This window comes from Microbacterium radiodurans, assembly GCF_008710705.1.
Lineage (GTDB): Bacteria > Actinomycetota > Actinomycetes > Actinomycetales > Microbacteriaceae > Microbacterium > Microbacterium radiodurans.
The window spans coordinates 371571-393243 of the sequence record NZ_VYRZ01000001.1 but is presented as its reverse complement, the minus strand read 5'-3'; the positions used below and the strand labels follow the sequence as shown (position 1 = coordinate 393243).

Below are 21673 nucleotides of genomic sequence, written 5' to 3'. Positions count from 1 at the left end.
CGCCAGCATGGTCTTCCAAGGCTCCAGCGCCGCCATCTCGCATACCGGGAAGGTGCGCTCCAACAACCAGGACTCGGGCTTCTGCGGCTCGAACCTGTTCGTCGTCGCCGACGGCATGGGCGGCCACGCGGGTGGCGACGTCGCGTCGAGCCTCGCCGTGCGGCGGCTCGAGAGTCTCGATCACGCCTTCTCGACGACGACCGAGGCCGAGGCCGCCCTGCAGGATGCCCTCGCCGACACCGCTGCGGAGCTCATCGACACCGTCAAGGTGCGCCCCGAGCTCGCCGGCATGGGCACGACCGTCAGCGCCCTGGTGATGGTCGACAGCTACGCCGTCATCGCCCACATCGGCGACTCCCGCCTCTACCTCTTCCGTGACGGCGCCCTCACGCAGATCACGACGGACCACACGTTCGTCCAGCGCCTCGTCGATTCCGGTCGCATCACTCCGGAGGAGGCTCGCTACCACCCCCGCCGCTCGGTCCTCATGCGCGTCCTCGGCGACATGGACCCCGATCCCGAGATCGACACGTTCATCATGCCGACCCAGCCCGGCGACCGCTGGCTGCTGTGCTCGGACGGGCTCTCGGGCGTCATCGACGACGCGCACACCGCGAAGGCGCTCGGGCAGGGCTGGGCCCCCGGCCGCACCGCCGACAACCTGCTGAAGCAGGCTCTCGACGGCGGCGCCCCCGACAACGTGACGATCGTCATCGTCGATGTGGGCGGGCAGCATCCGCTCTTCAGCGGTCCCCCGACCATCGTCGGATCGGCCTCGCACCCGCTCGGCATCGACGTTCCGGCCGCGCGGCCGCAGCGCAGCAGCTGGCTCCACCCCGGCCGCCAGGCTGCGAACGAGCCCAGCCACTTCGAGCCGGCCGTCGAGTTCCTCGAGGAGCTCATCGAAGAGGATCGCCGTCGCGCCCGTCGCCGCCGCCTCACGTGGCTCGGCGGCTTCATCGTCATCCTGGCCGCGATCGGCGTCGTGCTCTTCGCCGGGTACAACTGGACGCAGAGCCGGTTCTTCGTCGGCGCGGACGACGACACCGTGGTGATCTATCGCGGCATTCAGGCCGGGATCGGGCCGATCTCGCTCTCGTCGCCCGAAGAGGACACCGGCATCCTGCTCGACGACCTGCCGGCCTACCAGCTGCAGGCCGTCCAGCAGACGATCAGCGCCGACTCGCTCGCCGACGCACGCGCGATCGTCGAGAACCTGCGCGTGGAAGGAGGCGGATCGTGACCAGCGCACCCGTGTCGACCGACACCTCCGTGATGAAGGCGCTGCGCAAGCTCCGCCCGGCGCAGACGCAGCGCAACCGCGAGCTCGGCCTGCTGCTGTTCGTCTTCGTCATCAACGCCGCCGCCCTCGCCCTCGTGCAGCTCGGCGTGCAGGGAGCCATCGACTCGACGTTCCTCGTCTACTGCTCGGCGCTCGACGTCCTCGCCCTCGCCATCCACGTCGTCCTGCGACTGCGGGCCCGCGACGCAGACCCGTTCGTCGTCCCGATCGCCACGCTGCTGTCGGGCATCGGCATCGCGATGATCTACCGCATCGATCTGAACGGCACCGCCGAGGGGTGGGACATGCTGGCCGTCCGCCAGCTCGTCTGGTGCGCGATCGCCCTGGCCGCGGCCCTGGCCGTCGTCATCGCGCTGCGCAACTACCGCGTCCTGTTCCGGTACACCTACATCTTCGGATTCGTCGGCATCGGACTCCTCCTGCTGCCGTTCGTCCCCGGGCTGGGCCTCGAGGCCGGTGCCGACGTCTGGGTCTCGATCGGCGGCATCGTCTCGTTCCAGCCCGGCGAGCTCGCGAAGATCGCGCTCGCGATCTTCTTCGCCGGCTACCTCGTGCGCACCCGCGAGTCGCTGACCTCGGTCGGCACCCGGTTCCTCGGGATCACGTGGCCGCGCGCCCGCGAACTCGGCCCGGTGCTCGTCATCTGGGCCGTCTCGCTCGGCATCATCGTGCTGCAGCGCGACCTCGGCACGGGAACCCTCATCTTCGGCATGTTCATCGCGATGCTCTACGTCGCGACCGGCAAGACGAGCTGGGTCATGATCGGCTTCGCGCTGGTCATCGGCGGGGTCGCCATCGCGTCGCAGGTGCTGCCCTACGTCAACAGCCGCTTCCAGAACTGGCTGAACCCGTTCGATCCCGCGAACATCGACGCGAACGGCGGCAGCTTCCAGCTGGTCAACGGTCTCTACGGCCTCGCCAAGGGCGGATTCATCGGCACCGGACTCGGCCAGGGCCGTCCCTGGATGACCCCCCTGTCGCAGAGCGACTACATCTTCCCGAGCCTCGGCGAGGAGCTCGGGCTCATCGGCGTCTTCGCGCTGCTTTGCCTGTACATGGTGTTCACGAGCCGGGGCGTCCGCATCGGTCTGGCCGGCCAGGACGATTTCGGCAAGCTCCTCGCGACGGGGCTGTCGTTCACGATCGCCCTGCAGGTGTTCATCATGGTCGGCGGCGTGACCCGCGTCATCCCGCTCACCGGCCTGACGACGCCGTTCCTCGCGGCGGGCGGCTCGTCGCTCGTGGCGAACTGGATCATCGTGGCTCTGCTGCTGCGGATCTCGGATGCCGTGCGCTCTCGACCCCGGGTGGTGATCGGATGACCAAGGAGATGCGACGACTGAGCATCGTCATGCTCGCGATGTTCCTCGCGCTGTTCGGCTCGACGAGCTGGATCCAGGTGATCCAGGCGCAGGCGCTGAACGACGACCCGGGAAACCGGCGGACGCTCTACGACTCGTTCGAGGTGCAGCGCGGCTCGATCATCGCCGGCGGGTCCGTCATCGCCGCGTCCGTACCGAGCGACGACATCTACTCCTGGCAGCGCCAGTACACGGATGCCGCGATGTGGGCGCCGATCACGGGCTGGATCAACCCGGTGCTCGGCTCGTCGTCGGGCATCGAGCAGATCATGAACCAGTCGCTGTCGGGCACCGACGACACGCAGTTCCTCGCCCGCCTCGAGCAGATCATCTCGGGAGCACCGGCACGCGGATCGAACGTGCTGCTGACGGTCGATCCCGAACTGCAGCGGGTCGCCTACGACGCCCTCCAGGGCTACGAGGGCGCGGTCATCGCCACAGAGCCCTCGACCGGCCGCATCCTCGCCATGGTGACGAGCCCGAGCTTCGACACGAACGTGCTCTCGTCCCACGACTCCGCCGGCGTCAACGCCGCCTACGATCAGCTGGCCGCTGATCCGCTGAAGCCGCTGTTCAACCGCGCGATCGGCGGCGACCTGAACCCGCCCGGATCGACATTCAAGCTCGTCGTCACCTCGGCCGCGCTGTCGTCCGGCGACTACACCCCGGAATCGACCTTCCCGAACCCCGGTTCGTGGACGATCCCCGGCACGAGCAACACGCTCTACAACTTCGACCGCGGCACGTGCGGACCCGGCGAGACGGTGACCCTCGCCGACGCACTGCGTCTGAGCTGCAACATCCCGATGGCCGAGCTCGCCGTCGAGCTCGGCGACGACGCCATCCGCGAGGAGGCGGAGAAGTTCGGCTTCAACGCGGAATTCGCCACGCCCCTCCCCGCGTCGGTGTCGCGGTACCCGCGCGGACTCGACGACGCGCGGACGGCGCTCTCGGGCTTCGGACAGGGCGATGTGGTCGCGACCCCGCTGCAGATCGCAATGGTCTCAGCGGGTATCGCCAACGGCGGCGTGGTGATGAATCCGCAGCTGCTCGACTCGGTCGTCGCCCCGGATCTGACGGTGCAGGAGACGTTCGAGCCGAGCGAATTCGGCCGCGCTCTGACCGAGGACGTGGCGGACCAGATGCGGACCCTCATGGTCGCCAATGTCCGTGACGGCGCAGCCAGCGGTGCAAGAATAGACGGCGTCGACGTCGCCGGGAAGACGGGCACTGCGGAGCACGGGCCGGGCGATCCGTACACGTTGTGGTTCACCGGCTTCGCGCCGGCGGACGACCCCGAGATCGCCGTGACGGTCATGGTGGAGAACGGGGGCGGCCTGGGGCAGGCCGGAACGAGCAGCGGGATCGCAGCCCCCATTGCGAAGAAGGTTATCGAGGCGGTGCTGAACAGATGAGACCGATGCAAGGCGTGAGCTTCGGCGGACGTTACGAGCTTGATTCGCGGATCGCGATCGGCGGCATGGGCGAGGTGTGGGAGGCCACCGACCACGTCATCGGCCGGACCGTCGCCATCAAGATCCTCAAAGACGAGTACATGGGCGACCCCGGGTTCCTCGAGCGCTTCCGCGCCGAGGCCCGCCACGCCGCCCTGGTGAACCACGAGGGCATCGCCAGCGTCTTCGACTACGGCGAGGAGAACGGCAGCGCCTTCCTCGTCATGGAGCTCGTGCCGGGCGAGGCGCTCTCGACCGTGCTGGAGCGCGAGGGCTCGCTCTCGTCCGACAAGACGCTCGACATCGTGGCCCAGACCGCGTCGGCGCTGCAGGCAGCGCACGCGGCCGGTCTCGTCCACCGCGACATCAAGCCCGGGAACCTGCTCATCACCCCCGACGGTCGTGTGAAGATCACCGACTTCGGCATCGCGCGGATCGCCGACCAGGTGCCGCTGACGGCCACCGGCCAGGTCATGGGAACCGTCCAGTACCTCTCGCCCGAGCAGGCGTCCGGACATCCGGCATCCCCCGCCACCGACATCTACTCGCTCGGCATCGTCGCGTACGAGAGCGTGGCCGGAAAGCGCCCGTTCACGGGCGAGTCGCAGGTCGCGATCGCGATGGCGCAGATCAACGAGCAGCCGCCGCCGCTGCCGCCGACGGTCTCGGATCCGGTGCAGAAGCTCATCCTCGCGATGATCGCCAAGAAGCCCGATGAGCGCCCCGCGACGGCGTCGGCCGTCGCGCGCGCCGCGTCCGCGCTGCGTCGAGGCGACCTGGCGGCGGCGCACGCCGCCGTCCCCGCGATCGCCGGCGGATCCGTCGACGAGGTCACGCAGCTCCTGACCCCCGCCGGCGGCGACACGGCGACCCTTCTCCTGCCGGCCGGTGGCGCCGCTGCCGCGGGGATCGCCGCCGCGGGAGTGCCCGCGGCGGACGCGGCGGCGCTCGACGACGCGGCGGCAGCCGACACCAAGCGCAAGCGGAACCGCTGGACGTGGCCGCTCGTCGCGCTCATCGTCCTCCTCCTGCTCGTCCTCGGCTTCGGCATCGCCGCGCTCTTCGCGAACGACGACGAGCCGACGCCTGCGCCGACGACCCCGACGCCCGCGCAGACGACGCCGACACCCGAGCCCTCGACGCCGGAACCGTCGACGCCCGCGTCGATCAACGTCGACGACCTCGGCCTCACCGGACGCACCTGCGAGGACGCCCTCGCCGTCGCCGAGGAGGCGGGACTCCTCAACGTCACGTGCTCGCCCGGCAACCCCGCTCCCGACGAGGGCCAGGTCGGCCAGGTCTACAGCGTCGTCCCCCTCGGCAACGTGTTCCCCGAGGACACCGTCACGCTGACGGCGTACGGCGATCAGAGCCCGCTGTCGGAGCCGGCGGCGCCGACCATCCAGTCGAACGGTCAGACGGTCACGAGCGTGACCGCGGGATCGACCGTGCAGGTGATGTGGTCGACGTACCAGTGCCCGGCCGGACTCACCGCCTCGTCGTACACGCTCGAGGCGAGCGGCGGACTGTTCACCACGAACTCGCAGTCCACCGCGAGCTTCGGCGCCAACCAGCGCCCGGCCTCGCTTCAGGTGGGCGATTCGGGCGTGGTCTCCGTCACGTACACCGTCACCTGCTCCGGTGAGGGCGCCGACCGTCCGTCGCCGCAGTCGCCGGAGGCCGCCGCGACCATTCAGCCGGTCGCCACCACCCCGCCCGCCAACGGCAGCGGCAACGGAAACGGCAACAGCGGCAGCGGGAACAACAGCGGCAGCGGGAACAACAACGGCAACGGGAACAACAACGGCTGATCCCGAAGCCGGAAGCCAGGAGAGAACCATCGATTCGAACGCAGGGAGTGACGTGTCAGCAGAGCAGCGTGTGCTGTCGGGCCGCTACCGTGTCGACGAACCGATCGGTCGCGGCGGCATGGCGAGCGTCTACCGCGGCTACGACATCACCCTCGGGCGGGATGTCGCGATCAAGGTGCTCAAGCGCGAGCTCGCCGACGATCCCGGGTTCCGCACCCGCTTCCGCCTCGAGGCGCAGGCGGCGTCCCGCATGTCGCATCCCTCGATCGTCCGCGTCTTCGACGCCGGCGAAGACGCGGAGACGGATGCCGACGGCAGCGAGCACCCGGTTCCCTACATCGTCATGGAGCTCGTCTCCGGCCGCCTCCTGAAAGACCTGCTCGACGACGGTCCCCTGGCCGAAGCCGACGCCCTGCGCTACACCGACGGCATCCTCGAAGCCCTCGAGTACTCCCATCGCGCCGGCGTCGTCCACCGCGACATCAAGCCCGGCAACGTGATGATCACCGAGGGCGACTCGGTGAAGGTCATGGACTTCGGCATCGCCCGTGCGGTGTCGGACTCCTCCTCGACCGTCGCCGAGACCACCGCCATCATCGGCACCGCCGCCTACTTCTCGCCCGAGCAGGCCAAGGGCGAGCCGGTCGACGCGCGCGCCGACCTGTACTCGGCGGGCGTCGTCCTGTACGAGCTGCTCACCGGTCGCGCCCCGTTCCGCGGCGAGACGCCGGTGGCGGTCGCGTACCAGCACGTCAGCGAGGCGCCGCTGCCGCCGTCGGATGTCCGCGAGGACGTCCCGCGCGCGCTCGACGCCGTCGTGCTGCGCGCGCTCGCGAAGAGCCCCTTCCAGCGATTCCAGGATGCGACGCAGTTCCGCGAGGCGCTGACCGAGGCGAGCAGCGGGAAGCAGCCGACGAAGCGTCAGATGGGCGCGCTGTCGAACGAGCTCTACGGACCCGATCCGCGCCACGCCGCCGAGACGGCCCGCTCCCTCCGGCAGTTGAGCGCGGACACGACGATGCGACGCACGCAGTCCGGTCCCCCGGTGAGCTGGATCTGGGCGGGCGTCGCGGTGCTCGCGGCGCTCCTCATCGCGGTGCTCATCTGGGTGCTCGCCTTCCGCGACGCCGATCCGACCATGCCGCCGTCCTCCCGCGCCGTTCCCGAGGTGTCGGGCAAGTCGTGGGATCTCGCCGAGACCCTCATCCGCGACGCCGACCTCGAACCCGTCCGATCCGATCGCAGCGATGCGGCGGTCGCCGAGGGCGACGTCATCGACACGGAACCGGCCGAGGGCGTCAGCGTCGCGCCGGGACAGCGCGTCACGGTGTACGTGTCCACGGGACAGGAGATGGCGGTCGTGCCGACCCTCCTCAACCTGAGTCGCGACGAGGCCACCAGCTCGCTCTCCTCCGCCGGGCTTCAGCTCGGGTCGGTGCGCACCCGCAACGATCCGTCGCTGCCGGCCGGGACCGTCATGGATTCCTCGGCCGCGGCGGGTACGGAGCTGGCCATGGGCGCGCGCGTCGATCTGGTCGTCGCGAGCGGCACGGTGACGCTCGTCGACCTCACCGGCTACACGGTCGAAGCCGCCGAGCGCGAGCTGCAGCAGGACACGCTGCGGCTCATCCCCGAGGTGACCGAGGATCCCGGCTGCCCCCCGAACGCGGGCGGTCGCACCGTCGCATCGCAGTCGCTCGCCCCCGGTGAGGTGCCGATCGGATCGACAGTCGCACTGACCGTGTGCACCGGCGCCTGACGCCCGATACGACGCCACGCCATCGCCCGCCGGCGGTCAGGTCGATCGATGCGGGGTGAGGACGGACCCGCGCGCGGCGGCACCCTCGACGCCCAGCGTCTCGAGCCAGTTCCCGAGCAGCCGGTACCCGCCCTCCGTCAGCACGGATTCGGGGTGGAACTGGACCCCGAGGATGGGACGGCTGCGGTGCGCGAGCCCCATGATCGTGCCCGCGTCGGTGCGCGCGGTGACCACGAGGTCCGCCGGCACCGTCGCCGCGTCGACGGCGAGCGAGTGGTACCGATTCGCGACGAAGGGCGATGGGATGCCGCGGAACAGCGCCGAACCATCGTGCGCGACGGGGGATGTCATGCCATGCATGAGTTCCGGCGCCTCACGCACCTCCGCTCCGAAGGCACGCGCGATCGCCTGGTGGCCGAGACAGACTCCGAGGAGGGGCACGCCCGACGCGGCGGCGGCGCGCACGAGAGCGACCGAGGCGCCCGCATCGTCGGGACCGCCCGGGCCGGGCGAGATGAGCACGCCGCGCGAACCCGAGATCGCGGTGACGGGGTCGCCGACGGCGTCCGCTTCGACGAGCCGGGTGTCGGCGCCGAGCTCGTGCAGATAGCCGACGAGGGTGTGGACGAAACTGTCGTGGTTGTCGACGACGAGGACCGCGGTCACCCGACCGTCGACTCCTCTGCCGGAGAGAAGAAGGGCGCGACCGCGGGGAACGCGTAGTAGAAGAGCGCGTAGACGGCGGCCGCCGCGAGGATCAGCAGGATGATGGTGCGCACCCACCACGGGCCGGGCAGCACACGCCAGAGGGCTGCGTACATCAGGCCGCTCCTCCTTCGCTCAGGGATGCCGGCGGGCCGGCGGACGTCGGGGTGAACTCCTCGAACAACGCGTAGGAGATGATGCGCTCGAGCATGTTGAGCTTGGGCGCACAGCTGGTGAGGGTCAGGTACTTTCCGTTGGCGGCGACGTCGACCTGCTGCGGCACGGGGTTGAGCACCTCGATCGCGGTGTCCTGCACGTATTCGACGTTCCGGAACCGATAGGTGTACCAGCCGTCCTGCGTCTGGACGACGATCGCATCGCCCACGACGAGCTTGTCGACGGGATCGAACGGTGCGCCCGAGGTCCAGCGATGCGCTGCGACGGCCATGTTGCCGTCGGCACCCGGCATGGCCGAACCCTCGTAGTGACCGACGTAGCCGGCATCCAGGATCGACTTCTTGCCGGTGCCGTTCGCGATAGTGAACCGCCAGTCGGGTCCGAAGCGGGGCACGTACATGATGCCGAACTCAGCGCCCGGGTCGGGTTCGGACATGACCGGAACCGCCGCCGGCTCGACCGGCGCCACGGGTTCGGCAGGCTCGGGCTCGATCGTCGCATCGGGGGCGGGTGGGCTCTCGGCCGCCTGGGCCTCCCACTGCTGCGCGAGCGCGTTGGCCTCGGCCTGCTTCTGCGAGCCGATGATCATGTCCCCGAACCACATCTGCCACGAGACGAACAGCAGCAGCACGACGCCTGCGGTCAGGAAGATCTCGCCGATCACACCGACGACGCTCACCCGCCGTCGTGGCCGGGCGGTGCGTCGTCCGCGCCGCTGTCGGCGGGTCGCCTCGTCGGTCTGCTCCACGATGCCGGAGTCTAGCCGCCCGGGCTATCGGGCACCTGACAGCTAGGATTCATCCATGGCATCTTCGAGCGACCACGACGACCCGACCGTGGAACGGCGCCCCGCGGATGACGCACCCAACCCGGTCTGGTTCAAGCCGATCATGCTGGGATTGATGCTCATCGGTCTCGTGTGGGTTCTCGTCTTCTATCTGAGCAACTCCACGCTTCCCATCCCCGGCATCGGGGGGTGGAACCTCGTGGTCGGCTTCGGCATCGCCTTCGTGGGGTTCCTCATGACGACGCGCTGGCGCTGATCTCCGACAGGTGAATCACACCGGTGTGATTCCATCCCCACCTGGGGACAAACCTGTGGATAACTTTCAGCCGTAGATCGCCATCGGGACGCCGAGAAGCGCGACGAGCACGACGGTCGTGCCGACGAGCAGGCCGACCTGCAGCCGCTTCTTGCGGATGGCGCGCGTGCGGGCGTAGATGGTTCCGACCAGTGCCCCGACGATCAGTCCGCCGATGTGCGCCTGCCACGACACCTGGAAGCCGCTCGCGCCGGTGATCAGGGGCAGGAACGAGATCACGAGGTTGATGCCCAGCACGACCGCGATGCCGGTGATGTTCGCGCCGATGTGCCGGCCGATCACGAGCAGGGCGCCGAACAGGCCGAAGATGGCACCGGATGCGCCGACGACCGGAGTTCCGAAGCCGAGCAGGGCGACGGCGACCGATCCGCCGAGGCCGCTCAGCAGGTAGAGCCAGAGGAATCGCAGGCGCCCGAGCATCGGCTCGAGACTGCTTCCCAGCATCCAGAGCGCGAGCATGTTGAGCCCGAGGTGCCAGAATCCGCTGTGCACGAGCAGCACCGTGAACAGGCGCCAGGGCTGGAAGGTGCCGGTGAATTCGGGATAGAGATAAGGCGCGTACATCGCGAGACTCTGCTGCACGACGATGCCGACGCCCGGGATGAGGGTGACGACGAAGACGAACGCCGTCAGCGCGATGATCGCGTAGGTGACGAGGGGGCGGGAGTCACCCGAGCGCACCGCGCGCAGGATGCGCGGTGCGCGGCGGGGACGCGGCGCGCCCGAGGCCTTCTGCTGGTCGCGCAGGCACTCCGGACAGATCACTCCGACCGGCATCTGCGTCTGGCACTCCGGACAGATCGTGCGCAGGCACCGCTGGCAGAGCACGAAGCTCTGCCGATCGGGATGCCGGTAGCAGAAGTTGTCGGGATTGCGAGAGGTCTCGGGCGCGCTCACGAACCGCTCAGACCGCGGCGATGTCGATCGACGCGATGACGACCGGCTCGACGGGACGGTCCTGGGCGCCGGTCTTCACCGCGGCGATGGCGTCGACGACCTGTCGCGACGCGTCGTCGGCGACCTCGCCGAAGATCGTGTGCTTGCCCTGCAGCCACGGCGTCGGGTCGGTGGTGATGAAGAACTGCGAACCGTTCGTCCCCTCGGCCTTGCCGGTGATCGCGTTGCGGCGGAGTCCGGCGTTGGCCATGGCGAGGATGTAGGGCTTCTGGAAGTCCAGCTCGGGGCTGATCTCGTCGTCGAAGTTGTAGCCGGGTCCGCCGACGCCCTGTCCGAGCGGGTCGCCGCCCTGGATCATGAAGTTGGGGATGATGCGGTGGAAGATGACGTCGGAGTACAGGGCGCCCTCACCGGGCTTGCCCGTGGCGGGGTCGGTCCACTCGCCGGAGCCGTCGGAGAGGCCGATGAAGTTCTTGACGGTGCGCGGCGCCTGGTCGCCGAAGAGGTTGACGACGATGTCGCCGTGGTTCGTGTGGATCGTCGCTACTGCGGTGTGCTGAGGCATGTCTGTCATTCTCGCACCTGTCAATGCCCTGCTGGCGGGCGGGCACTCTGGCAAGATGAGGGAAAACGTCCCAGAACGCAGGGAGGGCCCCCGTGAGCCTCAGCCGCAAGCGCAAGAAGCAACTCCGCAAGCTCCAGAAGCAGGCGAACACCCTCTGGGAGTCGCAGCAGGTCCTGATGGGCGAGGCCGCGCACATCGCGCGCGACGCCGGTCACCAGCTCGGCAACTACGGTCGCGAGCAGGTCAAGCCTGCCGTGCAGCACTCGTACGAGCAGTACGCGGCGCCGTACGTCGACAAGAGCGTCCGCGCGACGCGCAAGGTCTACAACGGCGCGCTCATCCCCGCAGCCGGTGCCGTCGTCGGCGGCGCGCTGTCGGTGTGGGATGCCGCGAACGACACGCGTTCGCGGCTGGCCTCGGGCCGCGGTGTCGACCTCGACATCTCGTCGGTCAAGAAGAAGGCCGCGAAGTACGGCAAGAAGGCGACCAAGAAGTTCCAGTCGCACGCGTCGATCCCCGAGCCCAAGAAGAAGGGCATCGGCGCCGGAGGGGTCATCGCGATCATCCTCGGCGTCTCCGCCGCAGCCGGCGTCCTCTACGCCGCCTGGCAGACCCTCCGGGCCGACGACGAGCTGTGGGTGGCGGACGACCCGCTGCGCGCGCCCGACGCCTGAACGGAATGAACGACGACATCGAGCCCACGTCTCGTGTCCGCCTCGCAGCGGCCGAGCGTGGGCTCGATGTCGTGGTGCGTCCGCGACCGGACGCGTCGAGTCTCGACGAGGCCGCCGCGCTGCTGGGCATTCAGCCCGCCGACATCGTCAAGACGCTCGTCGTCAAGCGCAGCGACGACACGTACCTCTTCGCCCTCGTCCCGGGCGACCGTGCCATCTCCTGGCCGAAGCTCCGTGCCGTCGTCGGCGTGAACAAGCTCCGCCTCCCCGAACCCGAGCTCGCTCTCGCCGCGACCGGCTACGAGCGCGGCACCATCGTGCCTCTCGGGAGCACGACAGCCTGGCCGGTCTTCGCCGACTCCTCGATCGTCGGACGCCGCATCGCGATCGGCGCCGGAGCGCACGGCTTCAGCCTCTTCGTCGACGCCGATGCTCTCATCGCCGCCTACGGCGCGACCGTCGCGGACATCTCCGCACCCGCCACCGGCTGACCCACGAGGCTGGCGGCCCGCGCGGCTGGCGGAGCTGACGTCAGCACGAGAGCAGTCGACGCGGTGCCTCACAGGGGTCGGGGTTGGCCGTCCTCCGTCAATCCGAACCAGCGTGGGGTGTCGGGACTCTCGCGCTCGGGGATGTGCGATTGGTCGGCCGGTGTCACGGGGAAGCCGGGATACAGCTCGATTATGAGCTCGTTCGCATCACCGGGCTGGCACGTCGAGGTTGCGCGGATCGCAAGGACGTCGACCGTGCCTTCGGCGGCGACCCCGGGGAGGAGGTCGATGTCGAGGCGGCTGACGAAAGCATCCGGCTTGCCAGCCATGATGATGATGTTGTCGATCCCCTCGCCGTACGTCGGTGACGGCGCGACGACCCACCCGTTCTCGACGAGCCAGCCCTCCAGCTCCTGCATCCTCTGCGGGCCCTGCTCGTCGAAGGTGAACTCCTCCGGCGTCGCGCGCGTGAGGTAGTACTCGTACCCGTCGTCGCAAGGGTCGGGCATATCGCCGTAATTGCGCACGCGCCATTCACCGTCGAAGATGTGCCGCTGCACTTCGGCGACGGTCTCTTTGAAGGTGCGGTTCACTTCGCGTGCCTGCTCATACAGGTCAGTCGCCTGTGCGGCAGAGCCCGCTGTGCAAGCGGTCAATATCAGCACCGCCATGATCACGCACGCCGGCGCGCCCCATCTGCGCGACTTTCGCATCACGGTGCCCGCTCCGCGACCGCCTACTCGGCGAACGCCGCGACGCCGCGCACCCGCGGGAGCGTATCCACTGACGAAGCCTCCGTCGGAGCTCGAATCTTCCACGCCTGTCAGTATGCGGGGATCGACCGGGTCGTCGCCAACCCGGTCTGCATGCCGATCCGTCGCGGTCATCAACGCTTGCGACAACAGCGCTCGGGACGCCGGTCGCGACGGCGACCTAGGCGTCATCACGGACAAGCGGAACGTGTGATCATGCGCAGGTGCGGGTCACCGCCGGCGAAACACTGACGCCGGGTATCCGTTGGAACGGATACCCGGCGTCAGATCGGTGGAGCCTAGGAGATTCGAACTCCTGACATCCTGCTTGCAAAGCAGGCGCTCTACCAACTGAGCTAAGGCCCCGAGGGGTTCGGGGTGGGGCTACCAGGACTTGAACCTGGGACCTCTTCATTATCAGTGAAGCGCTCTAACCGCCTGAGCTATAGCCCCGTTTCGACGCGATTCTCGCGCCGTCAACCTCCAAGACTTTACCGGAGAATCCGGCAATTCACTAATTGGAGGTGAAGCCGACCAGCAGGCCGCCGGTGACCTTGACCATGACGTTGTAGATGCCGGCGACGACGGCGCCCAGCACGGTGATCACGACGAGGTTCAGGATCGCCACGATGGCGGAGAACGCCATCACCTGCGAGAGCCCGAGGAACTGCTTGATCGAGAAGTCGCCGTTCGAGAAGGCCACGAACAGCTCGTCGACGCGGTCGATGAGCCCGGTGGTCGTCAGCACCATGAAGACGAGGAAGGTCGCCACCACCGTGACGATCGCCAGCGCGACCGCCGCCAGGAACGACAGCTTCACCGCCGACCAGAAGTCGACGTAGACGAGGCGCAGGCGGACCTGCTTCGCGCTGGTCTTGCTGGTGGACTTCTTGGCGAGTTTGTCGGCGACCGTGCTCATGCGTCAGTACCACTCTCTTCGGTATCCGCGGACGTGGGGGCATCCGGGGCGGGGGCATCGTCGGATGCCGCGTCTTCGGTCAGACCCCGCTCGCCGTTCCGGGCGATCGCGAGGATGCGGTCGTCGTCACCGGGCCGGGCGAAGACGACGCCCATGGTGTCGCGACCCTTGGCCGGGACCTCGGCCACGGAGGAGCGTACCACCTTGCCGCTGGCAAGAACCACGAGGACCTCGTCGCTCTCCGAGACGATCAGACCGCCGGCGAGGACACCGCGATCGTCGTTCAGCTTGGCGACCTTGATGCCGAGACCGCCGCGGCTCTGAGTGCGGTACTGGTCGACCGAGGTGCGCTTGGCGTACCCGCCGTCGGTGACGACGAACACGTAGCCCTCGCTGCGGGCGACCGACGCCGAGAGCAGGCTGTCGTCCTCACGGAACGAGATTCCCTTCACACCCTCGGTCGAACGACCCATGGGGCGCAGAGCGTCGTCGGTCGCCGAGAAGCGCAGCGACATGCCCTTGCGGGTGATGAGCAGGATGTCGTCGCCTTCGTCGACGAGCAGGGCGCTGACGAGCTCGTCGCCGCCGGTCTCCTCCTCCTGGCCGCGGAGGCGGATGGCGATGACACCGCCCTGACGGTTCGTGTCGTACTCCGACAGCGCCGTCTTCTTCACCTTGCCGTCACGGGTCGCGAGAACGAGGTACTGAGCGGCGGCGTAATCGCGGATGTCGAGGATCTGCGCGATCTCCTCACCCGGCTGCAACGCGAGGAGGTTGGCGACGTGCTGGCCCTTCGCATCCCGCCCGGCCTCCGGCAGTTCGTACGCCTTCGAGCGGTAGACGCGGCCCTTGGTCGTGAAGAACAGCAGCCAGTGATGGGTCGTCGTGACGAAGAAGTGCTCCACGACGTCGTCCGCGCGCAGCTGTGCGCCCTTGATGCCCTTGCCGCCGCGGTGCTGCGAGCGGTAGTTGTCGCTGCGCGTGCGCTTGATGTACCCGTCGCGGGTGACGGTGACGACCATCTCCTCTTCGGGGATCAGGTCCTCCATCGACATGTCGCCGTCGAAGCCGTGGAGGATGTGCGTGCGGCGCTCGTCGCCGAACTTGTCGACGATCGCGGTCAGCTCCTCGGCGATGATCGAGCGCTGGCGCGCCGGCGTCACGAGGATGTCGTTGAGATCGGCGATCTTGGCCTCGAGCTCGGTGGCCTCGTCGACGATCTTCTGCCGCTCGAGCGCCGCGAGACGACGCAGCTGCATGGTGAGGATCGCGTCCGCCTGGATCTCGTCGATCTCGAGCAGCGACTGCAGACCCGTGCGCGCCTCGTCGACGGTGGGGGAGCGGCGGATGAGCGCGATGACCTCGTCGAGGGCGTCGAGCGCCTTCAGGTAGCCGCGCAGGATGTGCATGCGCTTCTCGGCCTCGCGCAGGCGATAGTTCGTGCGGCGGACGATGACCTCGACCTGGTGCTCGATCCAGTACGTGATGAAGCCGTCGAGCGGCAGCGTGCGCGGCACGCCGTCGACGATGGCGAGCATGTTCGCGCCGAAGTTCTCCTGTAGCTGGGTGTGCTTGTAGAGGTTGTTGAGCACGACCTTGGCGACGGCATCCCGCTTGAGGACGATGACGAGGCGCTGGCCGGTGCGGTCGCTCGTCTCGTCGCGGATGTCGGCGATGCCCGTGATCTTGCCGTCACGGGCGAGGTCGCGGATCTTCAGCGCGACGTTGTCGGGGTTCACCTGGTACGGCAGCTCGGTGATGACGAGGCACGTCCGGTTCTGGATCTCCTCGACCTCCACGACGGCGCGCATCGTGATCGAGCCGCGACCGGTGCGGTACGCCTCTCGGATGCCCTTCGTGCCGAGGATCTGAGCCCCGGTGGGGAAGTCGGGTCCGTGGACGCGCTGCACGAGGGCCTCGAACAGCTCCTCGCGTGACGCATCGGGGTTCTCCAGCGACCACAGCGCACCCTCGGCCACCTCGCGCAGGTTGTGCGGCGGGATGTTCGTCGCCATGCCGACGGCGATACCGACGGACCCGTTGACGAGGAGGTTGGGGAAGCGCGACGGCAGCACCGACGGCTCCTGCGTCTTGCCGTCGTAGTTGTCCTCGAAGTCGACGGTGTCCTCGTCGATGTCGCGGACCATCTCCAGGGCCAGCTGCGCCATCTTGGTCTCGGTGTACCGGGGGGCCGCGGCGCCCTGATTGCCGGGAGAGCCGAAGTTGCCCTGGCCGTCGGCCAGCGGGTAGCGCAGCGACCACGGCTGCACGAGGCGCACGAGGGCGTCGTAGATCGCGCTGTCACCGTGCGGGTGGTACTGGCCCATGACCTCGCCGACGACGCGGGCGCACTTCGAGAAGCTCTTGTCGGGACGGTATCCGCCGTCGTACATGCCGTAGATCACACGGCGGTGCACGGGCTTGAGCCCGTCGCGCACGTCGGGCAGCGCGCGCCCGACGATGACGCTCATCGCGTAGTCGAGGTAGCTGCGCTGCATCTCGACCTGGAGGTCGACCTGGTCGATGTTGCCGTGGTTGTGCGCGGGCGTGGTGTCGGGGCGTTCTTCGTCAGACATGCGTTCTTCTCTGTTCCCTCGTGTCGCTCAGCTCGATCAGATGTCGAGGAAGCGCACGTCCTTGGCGTTTCGCTGGATGAAGGTACGACGGGACTCGACGTCCTCGCCCATGAGCACCGAGAAGATCTCATCGGCCGCGGCCGCGTCGTCGATCGTCACCTGGCGGAGGGTGCGGGTGTTGTGGTCCATGGTCGTCTCCCACAGCTCGCCGGGGTTCATCTCACCGAGACCCTTGTAGCGCTGGATGCCGGAATCCTTCGGCATCCGCTTGCCGTTCGCGACGCCGTCGGCGTAGAGAGCATCGCGCTCCTTGTCGCTGAAGACGTACTCGTGATCGGCGTTCGTCCACTTGAGGCGGTACAGCGGGGGCATGGCGAGGTAGACGTAGCCGGCCTCGATGAGACCGCGCATGTAGCGGAACAGCAGGGTCAGCAGCAGCGTGGTGATGTGCTGGCCGTCGACGTCGGCATCGGCCATGAGCACGATCTTGTGATAGCGGGCCTTCTCGACCGCGAAGTCCTCGCCGATGCCGGTTCCGAACGCCGAGATGATCGCCTGGATCTCGTTGTTGCCGAGCGCGCGGTCGAGCCGCGCCTTCTCGACGTTGAGCACCTTGCCGCGCAGCGAGAGGATCGCCTGCGTCTCGGGGTCGCGACCGCGGACGGCCGAGCCGCCTGCCGAATCGCCCTCGACGAGGAAGATCTCCGAGATCGAGGGGTCCTTGCTCGTGCAGTCCTTGAGCTTGTCGGGCATCGACGCCGACTCGAAGACGCTCTTGCGGCGGGCGGTCTCTCGCGCCTTGCGGGCCGCGAGACGAGCGGTCGCGGCATCCACGGCCTTCATGATGACGCGCTTGGCCTGCGCCGGGTTGCGGTCGAGCCAGTCGGTGAGCTGGTCGCCGACGATCTTCTGGACGAAGGCCTTCGCCTCGGTGTTGCCGAGCTTCGTCTTGGTCTGGCCCTCGAACTGGGGCTCGGACAGCTTGACGGAGATCACGGCGGTGAGACCCTCGCGGATGTCGTCGCCGGTGAGGTTGTCGTCCTTCTCCTTGAGCAGTCCCTTCTCGCGCGCGTAGCTGTTGATCTTGGTGGTCAGCGCCGCCCGGAAGCCCTCCTCGTGCGTGCCGCCCTCGTGGGTGTTGATGGTGTTCGCGAAGGTGAAGACGTTCTCGGTGTAGCTCGTCGTCCACTGCATGGCTAGTTCGAGCGAGATGTGGCGCACGGTGTCCTCGGACTCGATCTCGATGATCTCGTCGTTGACGACCTCGGTCTTGCGCAGCTTGTTGAGGTACTCGACGTAGTCGACGAGCCCGCGCTCGTAGTGGAAGTCGTCACGGCGCTGACGGGTCTCGGACCCGCCCTCCTCGAGGTCGACGACCTCGACGGCCTCGGGACGCTCGTCGGTCAGCGTGATGCGCAGCCCCTTGTTCAGGAACGAGGTCTGCTGGAAGCGCGTGCGCAGGGTGTCGTAGTCGAAGTCGACCGTCTCGAAGATGTCGGCGTCGGGCCAGAAGGTGACGGTCGTGCCGGTCTCCGCACTCTGCTCGCCCTTCTGCAGCGATCCCTGCGGCTTGCCTCCGTCGCTGAACGTCTGGCGCCACACCGAGCCCTGCCGCTTGATCTCCACCTCGAATCGCGTGGAGAGCGCGTTGACCACCGAGGAGCCCACGCCGTGCAGACCACCCGAGACCGCGTACCCGCCGCCGCCGAACTTGCCGCCTGCGTGGAGGACCGTCAGCACGACCTCGACGGTCGACTTGGTCGGGTCGGAGGCGTGCGGGTCGACGGGGATGCCGCGTCCGTTGTCGATGACGCGAAGGGCGCCGTCCTCGAGGATCGTGACGTGGATGGTGTCGCAGTACCCCGCGAGCGCCTCGTCGACGGCGTTGTCGACGATCTCGTACACGAGGTGGTGGAGGCCCCGCTCACCGGTGGAGCCGATGTACATGCCGGGTCGCTTGCGAACCGCCTCCAGCCCTTCGAGCACCTGGATCGCGTCGGCCCCGTACTCGTTCGGAACCTTCGACGACGCCTTCTCCGCGGCTTCGGCGTCGGGCTGAGAGACGATTTCGGGGTCTTCGGGAACGCTGTCGGGGTTCTGAGACGTCATGGGTTTCGAGCGCTCCACATCAGGTTCGGTCGGACCTGCCCAGTTTACCGGGTCGGCGAGCTCCGCGCGGCTGTGGACGCCCCTGTGGCGAACGAAAGTCGAGAGCGACGACTGGGGACGTGGGTCATCCGTAGGTATCGCGTGGACCCCGCCCTGGAACGGCTCTCGGACCCCATTTCCAGGAGGGGACGTCCGGCCCCACGAAACGCACCGACTGCACACCCGACTGCGGGAACGCTTTCACGAGTTGCGTCGTGATCGCGGTACGCATCAGATGGAGGTTCTTGGCCCAGGCGGTCGAGTCGCACTGGACCGTGAGGATGCCGTCGGCCAGCGCGACCGGCGAGGCGTGCCGCGCCGTCTCCTCGCCCGCCACCTCGGCCCACCGCAGCACGAGGTCCTCCCGCGAGAGCTGTACATCCCAGCCGGACTGGCGTGTGAGATCGGCGATGACGTCGCCGAGCCCCTTCGGGTCGCGGCCGGAGGTGAACGGCTGGTTCTCGTCGTCGTCCGTCGCCGTGCGCCGCCGCGACCGCCACCGCCCGGACGGCTGCAGACCGCGGAGCCGCAGGTACGTCGCGATCGTCTCCGGCGTCTCGTCGCGATCAGGCATCGGCGACCTCGTGCAGGGTTCCCGCCTCCACCCGCACAGTGCGCGCGCGGAGGTGTTCCGGGACGTCCGCAGCGACGGCGGCGGTCACGATGACCTGCTCGTAATCGGCAACGACACCGGCCAGTCGGGCGCGTCGATCCGCATCGAGCTCGGCGAAGACGTCGTCGAGGATCACGATCGGGTCTCCGAGCGAGGATTCCGCGCGCAGCAGCTCGGCCGACGCCAGTCGCAGCGACAGGGCGACCGACCACGATTCGCCATGCGACGCGTACCCCTTGACCGGCAGGTCGCGGATGCGGAGCACCAGATCATCCCGGTGCGGCCCGACGAGAGTGATGCCCCGGTCGAGCTCGTTCGAGCGGCGCGCGGCCAGGGCGGCGCGGAACGCCTGCTCGATCGCGGCGGCATCCAGGGGCGCGGCTTCGCCGCTCTGCTCGTCCTCTTCCGGGTCGGCACCGCCGACCGACAGCGCCCATTCCAACCGCGGGCGGTGGTCGTCTCCCGCGATGGCGGCGTATGCGGCGGCGACCGGGGCCGTCAGCTCCGCTGCCAGTCGCAGTCGCGCGCGGATGACCTCGGTGCCCAGGGCGACGAGCTTGTCGTCCCAGACCTCGAGAGTCGACAGTCCCTCGCCTCGGACGCCGCGGGCGCGAGCCGACTTCAGGAGGGCGTTGCGCTGCTTCAGCACGCGGTCGTAGTCGGCGAGCACGCCGGCGAGCCGCGGCGCACGCTGGATCAGCAGCTGATCCGCGAAGCGGCGGCGGGCCGATGGATCTCCGCGCACGATCTGCAGGTCCTCGGGGGCGAAGAGGACGACCTGGGCATAGCGCGGCAGCTCCGCTGTGCGCACCGGTGAGCCGTTGACCCGCGCCTTGTTCGACCCGGAACGGTTCAGTTGGGCCTCGAGCTGCACTCGGCGGGAGCCGTGCGCCAGGCGGGCTCGGACGAATGCCGCATCCGCTCCGTCGCGCACCATCGGCGCGTCCTGCGACACGCGGTGCGACCCGAGGGTGGCGAAGTATCCGATCGCCTCGGCGAGGTTCGTCTTGCCCTGGCCGTTGCGCCCGACGAAGACGTTCGCGCCGGGAGCCAGGCTCAGCTCGGCGGCCGCATAGTTGCGGAAATCCACCAGGCTCAACTGCTCCACGATCATCAGATCACCCTATTCGCCCCGCCCGACACCGCCGGTCGGACCGGGGTCAGCGGAGGAGGAGGTTGGGCTGGAGCAGGTACTTGAAGCTCTCCACGCCACCCGAGGTCTGCGGGGTGATGAGGATGGGGCTCAGCTTGTTCGCGTTGTCGCTCGAGGTGAACGTGACCCGCGTGAACTCGCTCTTGACCGCGCCGAGCGACTCGAGGAGGTACTGCGGGTTCAGACCGATGGTCACCTCGTCGCCCGTGAGCGTCGCGTCGACGGACTCGGTGGCGCGCGCCTGCTCGGTGCCGGACGCATCCATCGACACGCCGTCCTGCCCGAACGTGAAGCGCAGCGGCGCGGAGCGGTCGAGCACGAGCGCGACGCGGCGGACGGCTTCGATGAGCTCGCCGGTGTTGACGACGGCGTGATGGTCGGTCTGCTCGGGGAAGAGGCGGCGCACCGGCGGGAAGTTCCCCTTGATCAGCAACGAGGTGACCGTCTTGTTGCCGGCGGTGAAGGCGATGATCTCGCGGTCGCCCGAGCCGGAGAACGAGACGGTGATGTCTCCCGAGTGTCCGAACGTCTTGCCGACCTCGGTGAGCGTGCGCGCCGGCACGAGCGCCGTCGTGCTGCTCTCGTCGGCGGCGACGCCGCTGTCGAACGGGATGTCGCGGAGCGCGACACGGTATCGGTCGGTGGCCACGAGGCTCAGCTGCGTCCCGGTGACCTCGAGCTGCACGCCGGTGAGCACCGGCGTCACGTCGTCGCGGGATGCAGCGAAGGCGACCTGCGCGATGGCGGTCGCGAAATCCTCGGCGGGAACGACCCCGGAGTGATCGCCCGAGACCTCGGGAATGGCCGGGTATTCCTGTACCGGCATCGACGCGAGCGTGAACCGGGCCGAGCCGCAGGTGAGGAGGATTCCGTCGTCGTCGACGGTGATCTCGATCGGCGCGTTGGGGAGGCGGCTCGCGATCTCCGAGAGCAGGCGTCCGTGCACGAGGATCGTGCCCGGCTCGTCGATGGTGGCTTCGATCGTCGTGCGGGCCGAGGCTTCGTAGTCGAACGCCGAAAGCGAGAGACCGGAGTCCGTCGCCTCGATGAGCACACCGGCCAGGATCGGCTGCGGGTTGCGCTGCGGAAGGAGTTTCACGACGAACGACACGGCCTCGCTGAAGACGTCGCGATTGACCTGGAACTTCACTGGCGCTCCCTTGTCGAGGTTGAAAGCTCTCCCATGCTAGTGCCCCTGTCGTTCGTGTCCGG

General features: G+C 68.5%; 20 protein-coding genes and 2 tRNA genes. 8 read left to right on the top strand and 14 right to left on the bottom strand.

Translation table 11 applies throughout. From position 1 onward, the window contains the following. Positions 1-7 precede the first annotated feature (7 nt). From F6B42_RS01925 to pknB, 5 genes are read left to right on the top strand one after another with little or no spacing between them, the layout of a single operon-like run. Complete coding sequence (locus F6B42_RS01925; protein WP_150417902.1) at positions 8-1243, top strand: PP2C family protein-serine/threonine phosphatase; 1236 nt, start codon at positions 8-10, stop codon at positions 1241-1243. 32 nt (positions 1244-1275) lie between these two features. Continuing rightward, the gene (locus F6B42_RS01920) at positions 1276-2625 is read left to right on the top strand and encodes an FtsW/RodA/SpoVE family cell cycle protein (protein WP_150418627.1); all 1350 of its coding nucleotides are present in this window, start codon (positions 1276-1278) and stop codon (positions 2623-2625) included. After that, positions 2622-4079, top strand: a complete 1458-nt coding sequence (locus F6B42_RS01915) for a peptidoglycan D,D-transpeptidase FtsI family protein (RefSeq protein WP_150417901.1) — start codon at positions 2622-2624, stop codon at positions 4077-4079. The genes F6B42_RS01920 and F6B42_RS01915 overlap by 4 nt, the downstream gene beginning before the upstream one ends. Next, positions 4076-5929: a serine/threonine-protein kinase gene (locus F6B42_RS01910; RefSeq protein ID WP_150417900.1), complete on the top strand. Its 1854-nt coding sequence runs from the start codon at positions 4076-4078 to the stop codon at positions 5927-5929. The genes F6B42_RS01915 and F6B42_RS01910 overlap by 4 nt, the downstream gene beginning before the upstream one ends. 52 nt (positions 5930-5981) lie before the next feature. Then, positions 5982-7688: a Stk1 family PASTA domain-containing Ser/Thr kinase gene (gene pknB, locus F6B42_RS01905; RefSeq protein ID WP_150417899.1), complete on the top strand. Its 1707-nt coding sequence runs from the start codon at positions 5982-5984 to the stop codon at positions 7686-7688. 36 nt (positions 7689-7724) lie between these two features. On the opposite strand, the gene F6B42_RS01900 is transcribed toward pknB, so the two are convergent. The 3 genes from F6B42_RS01900 to F6B42_RS01895 are packed head-to-tail and all read right to left on the bottom strand — an operon-like array spanning position 7725 to position 9318. Next, positions 7725-8354, bottom strand: a complete 630-nt coding sequence (locus F6B42_RS01900; RefSeq protein ID WP_150417898.1) for an anthranilate synthase component II — start codon at positions 8352-8354, stop codon at positions 7725-7727. Beyond that, a complete protein-coding gene (locus F6B42_RS14770) occupies positions 8351-8509 on the bottom strand; it encodes a hypothetical protein (protein ID WP_191089239.1) in 159 nt (52 codons plus the stop codon). Before F6B42_RS14770 ends, F6B42_RS01900 begins: the two co-directional genes overlap by 4 nt. Further along, a complete protein-coding gene (locus tag F6B42_RS01895; protein ID WP_150417897.1) occupies positions 8509-9318 on the bottom strand; it encodes a class E sortase in 810 nt (269 codons plus the stop codon). The genes F6B42_RS14770 and F6B42_RS01895 overlap by 1 nt, the downstream gene beginning before the upstream one ends. A 55-nt stretch (positions 9319-9373) precedes the next feature. Between F6B42_RS01895 and F6B42_RS01890 the strand changes: the two genes are divergently transcribed. Continuing rightward, on the top strand, positions 9374-9613 hold the full coding sequence (locus tag F6B42_RS01890) for a cell division protein CrgA (protein WP_150417896.1): 240 nt from the start codon (positions 9374-9376) through the stop codon (positions 9611-9613). 66 nt (positions 9614-9679) lie between these two features. On the opposite strand, the gene F6B42_RS01885 is transcribed toward F6B42_RS01890, so the two are convergent. Then, positions 9680-10570: a rhomboid family intramembrane serine protease gene (locus F6B42_RS01885; protein ID WP_150417895.1), complete on the bottom strand. Its 891-nt coding sequence runs from the start codon at positions 10568-10570 to the stop codon at positions 9680-9682. A 7-nt stretch (positions 10571-10577) separates the two neighbouring features. Continuing rightward, positions 10578-11135, bottom strand: coding sequence for a peptidylprolyl isomerase (locus tag F6B42_RS01880; RefSeq protein WP_150417894.1), 558 nt, complete (start codon positions 11133-11135; stop codon positions 10578-10580). A gap of 92 nt (positions 11136-11227) precedes the next feature. Here F6B42_RS01880 and F6B42_RS01875 point away from each other — a divergent pair, with 92 nt between their 5' ends. Continuing rightward, positions 11228-11809 (top strand): DNA helicase, encoded by a 582-nt coding sequence (locus F6B42_RS01875; RefSeq protein ID WP_150417893.1) that lies wholly within the window; start codon positions 11228-11230, stop codon positions 11807-11809. A 5-nt stretch (positions 11810-11814) separates the two neighbouring features. After that, positions 11815-12300, top strand: a complete 486-nt coding sequence (locus F6B42_RS01870) for an aminoacyl-tRNA deacylase (RefSeq protein WP_150417892.1) — start codon at positions 11815-11817, stop codon at positions 12298-12300. Between the two features lie 68 nt (positions 12301-12368). Here F6B42_RS01870 and F6B42_RS01865 read toward each other — a convergent pair whose 3' ends face one another. The 9 genes from F6B42_RS01865 to dnaN all read right to left on the bottom strand — a co-directional run bounded on the left by F6B42_RS01865 (position 12369) and on the right by dnaN (position 21611). Then, positions 12369-13016 (bottom strand): hypothetical protein, encoded by a 648-nt coding sequence (locus tag F6B42_RS01865; protein WP_150417891.1) that lies wholly within the window; start codon positions 13014-13016, stop codon positions 12369-12371. 329 nt (positions 13017-13345) lie between these two features. Then, positions 13346-13418 (bottom strand) — tRNA-Ala (locus F6B42_RS01860). Between the two features lie 13 nt (positions 13419-13431). After that, positions 13432-13505, bottom strand: a tRNA-Ile gene (locus tag F6B42_RS01855). A 61-nt stretch (positions 13506-13566) separates the two neighbouring features. Next, positions 13567-13971, bottom strand: a complete 405-nt coding sequence (locus tag F6B42_RS01850) for a DUF3566 domain-containing protein (RefSeq protein ID WP_150417890.1) — start codon at positions 13969-13971, stop codon at positions 13567-13569. After that, positions 13968-16547, bottom strand: coding sequence for a DNA gyrase subunit A (gene gyrA / locus F6B42_RS01845; RefSeq protein WP_150417889.1), 2580 nt, complete (start codon positions 16545-16547; stop codon positions 13968-13970). Before gyrA ends, F6B42_RS01850 begins: the two co-directional genes overlap by 4 nt. A 36-nt stretch (positions 16548-16583) precedes the next feature. Further along, a complete protein-coding gene (gene gyrB, locus F6B42_RS01840; RefSeq protein WP_150417888.1) occupies positions 16584-18656 on the bottom strand; it encodes a DNA topoisomerase (ATP-hydrolyzing) subunit B in 2073 nt (690 codons plus the stop codon). 124 nt (positions 18657-18780) lie between these two features. Next, positions 18781-19269: a DUF721 domain-containing protein gene (locus F6B42_RS01835; protein ID WP_150417887.1), complete on the bottom strand. Its 489-nt coding sequence runs from the start codon at positions 19267-19269 to the stop codon at positions 18781-18783. After that, the gene (gene recF, locus F6B42_RS01830) at positions 19262-20422 is read right to left on the bottom strand and encodes a DNA replication/repair protein RecF (protein WP_150417886.1); all 1161 of its coding nucleotides are present in this window, start codon (positions 20420-20422) and stop codon (positions 19262-19264) included. The genes F6B42_RS01835 and recF overlap by 8 nt, the downstream gene beginning before the upstream one ends. A 46-nt stretch (positions 20423-20468) precedes the next feature. Further along, positions 20469-21611 carry a DNA polymerase III subunit beta gene (gene dnaN, locus F6B42_RS01825; RefSeq protein ID WP_150417885.1) on the bottom strand — a complete coding sequence of 381 codons (1143 nt, stop codon included), beginning with the start codon at positions 21609-21611 and terminating at the stop codon, positions 20469-20471. Between the last annotated feature and the right edge of the window lie 62 nt (positions 21612-21673).

Bases quoted from the DNA above. Each gene is read 5' to 3' on its own strand.
- gyrB (WP_150417888.1), bottom strand. From the start codon at position 18,656: ATGACGTCTCAGAACCCCGACAGCGTTCCCGAAGACCCCGAAATCGTC.
- gyrA (WP_150417889.1), bottom strand. From the start codon at position 16,547: ATGTCTGACGAAGAACGCCCCGACACCACGCCCGCGCACAACCACGGC.
- F6B42_RS01880 (WP_150417894.1), bottom strand. From the start codon at position 11,135: ATGCCTCAGCACACCGCAGTAGCGACGATCCACACGAACCACGGCGAC.
- F6B42_RS14770 (WP_191089239.1), bottom strand. From the start codon at position 8,509: ATGTACGCAGCCCTCTGGCGTGTGCTGCCCGGCCCGTGGTGGGTGCGC.
- F6B42_RS01835 (WP_150417887.1), bottom strand. From the start codon at position 19,269: ATGCCTGATCGCGACGAGACGCCGGAGACGATCGCGACGTACCTGCGG.
- F6B42_RS01920 (WP_150418627.1), top strand. From the start codon at position 1,276: ATGAAGGCGCTGCGCAAGCTCCGCCCGGCGCAGACGCAGCGCAACCGC.
- F6B42_RS01910 (WP_150417900.1), top strand. From the start codon at position 4,076: ATGAGACCGATGCAAGGCGTGAGCTTCGGCGGACGTTACGAGCTTGAT.
- F6B42_RS01890 (WP_150417896.1), top strand. From the start codon at position 9,374: ATGGCATCTTCGAGCGACCACGACGACCCGACCGTGGAACGGCGCCCC.
- recF (WP_150417886.1), bottom strand. From the start codon at position 20,422: ATGATCGTGGAGCAGTTGAGCCTGGTGGATTTCCGCAACTATGCGGCC.
- F6B42_RS01925 (WP_150417902.1), top strand. From the start codon at position 8: ATGGTCTTCCAAGGCTCCAGCGCCGCCATCTCGCATACCGGGAAGGTG.
- F6B42_RS01870 (WP_150417892.1), top strand. From the start codon at position 11,815: ATGAACGACGACATCGAGCCCACGTCTCGTGTCCGCCTCGCAGCGGCC.
- F6B42_RS01850 (WP_150417890.1), bottom strand. From the start codon at position 13,971: ATGAGCACGGTCGCCGACAAACTCGCCAAGAAGTCCACCAGCAAGACC.
- F6B42_RS01915 (WP_150417901.1), top strand. From the start codon at position 2,622: ATGACCAAGGAGATGCGACGACTGAGCATCGTCATGCTCGCGATGTTC.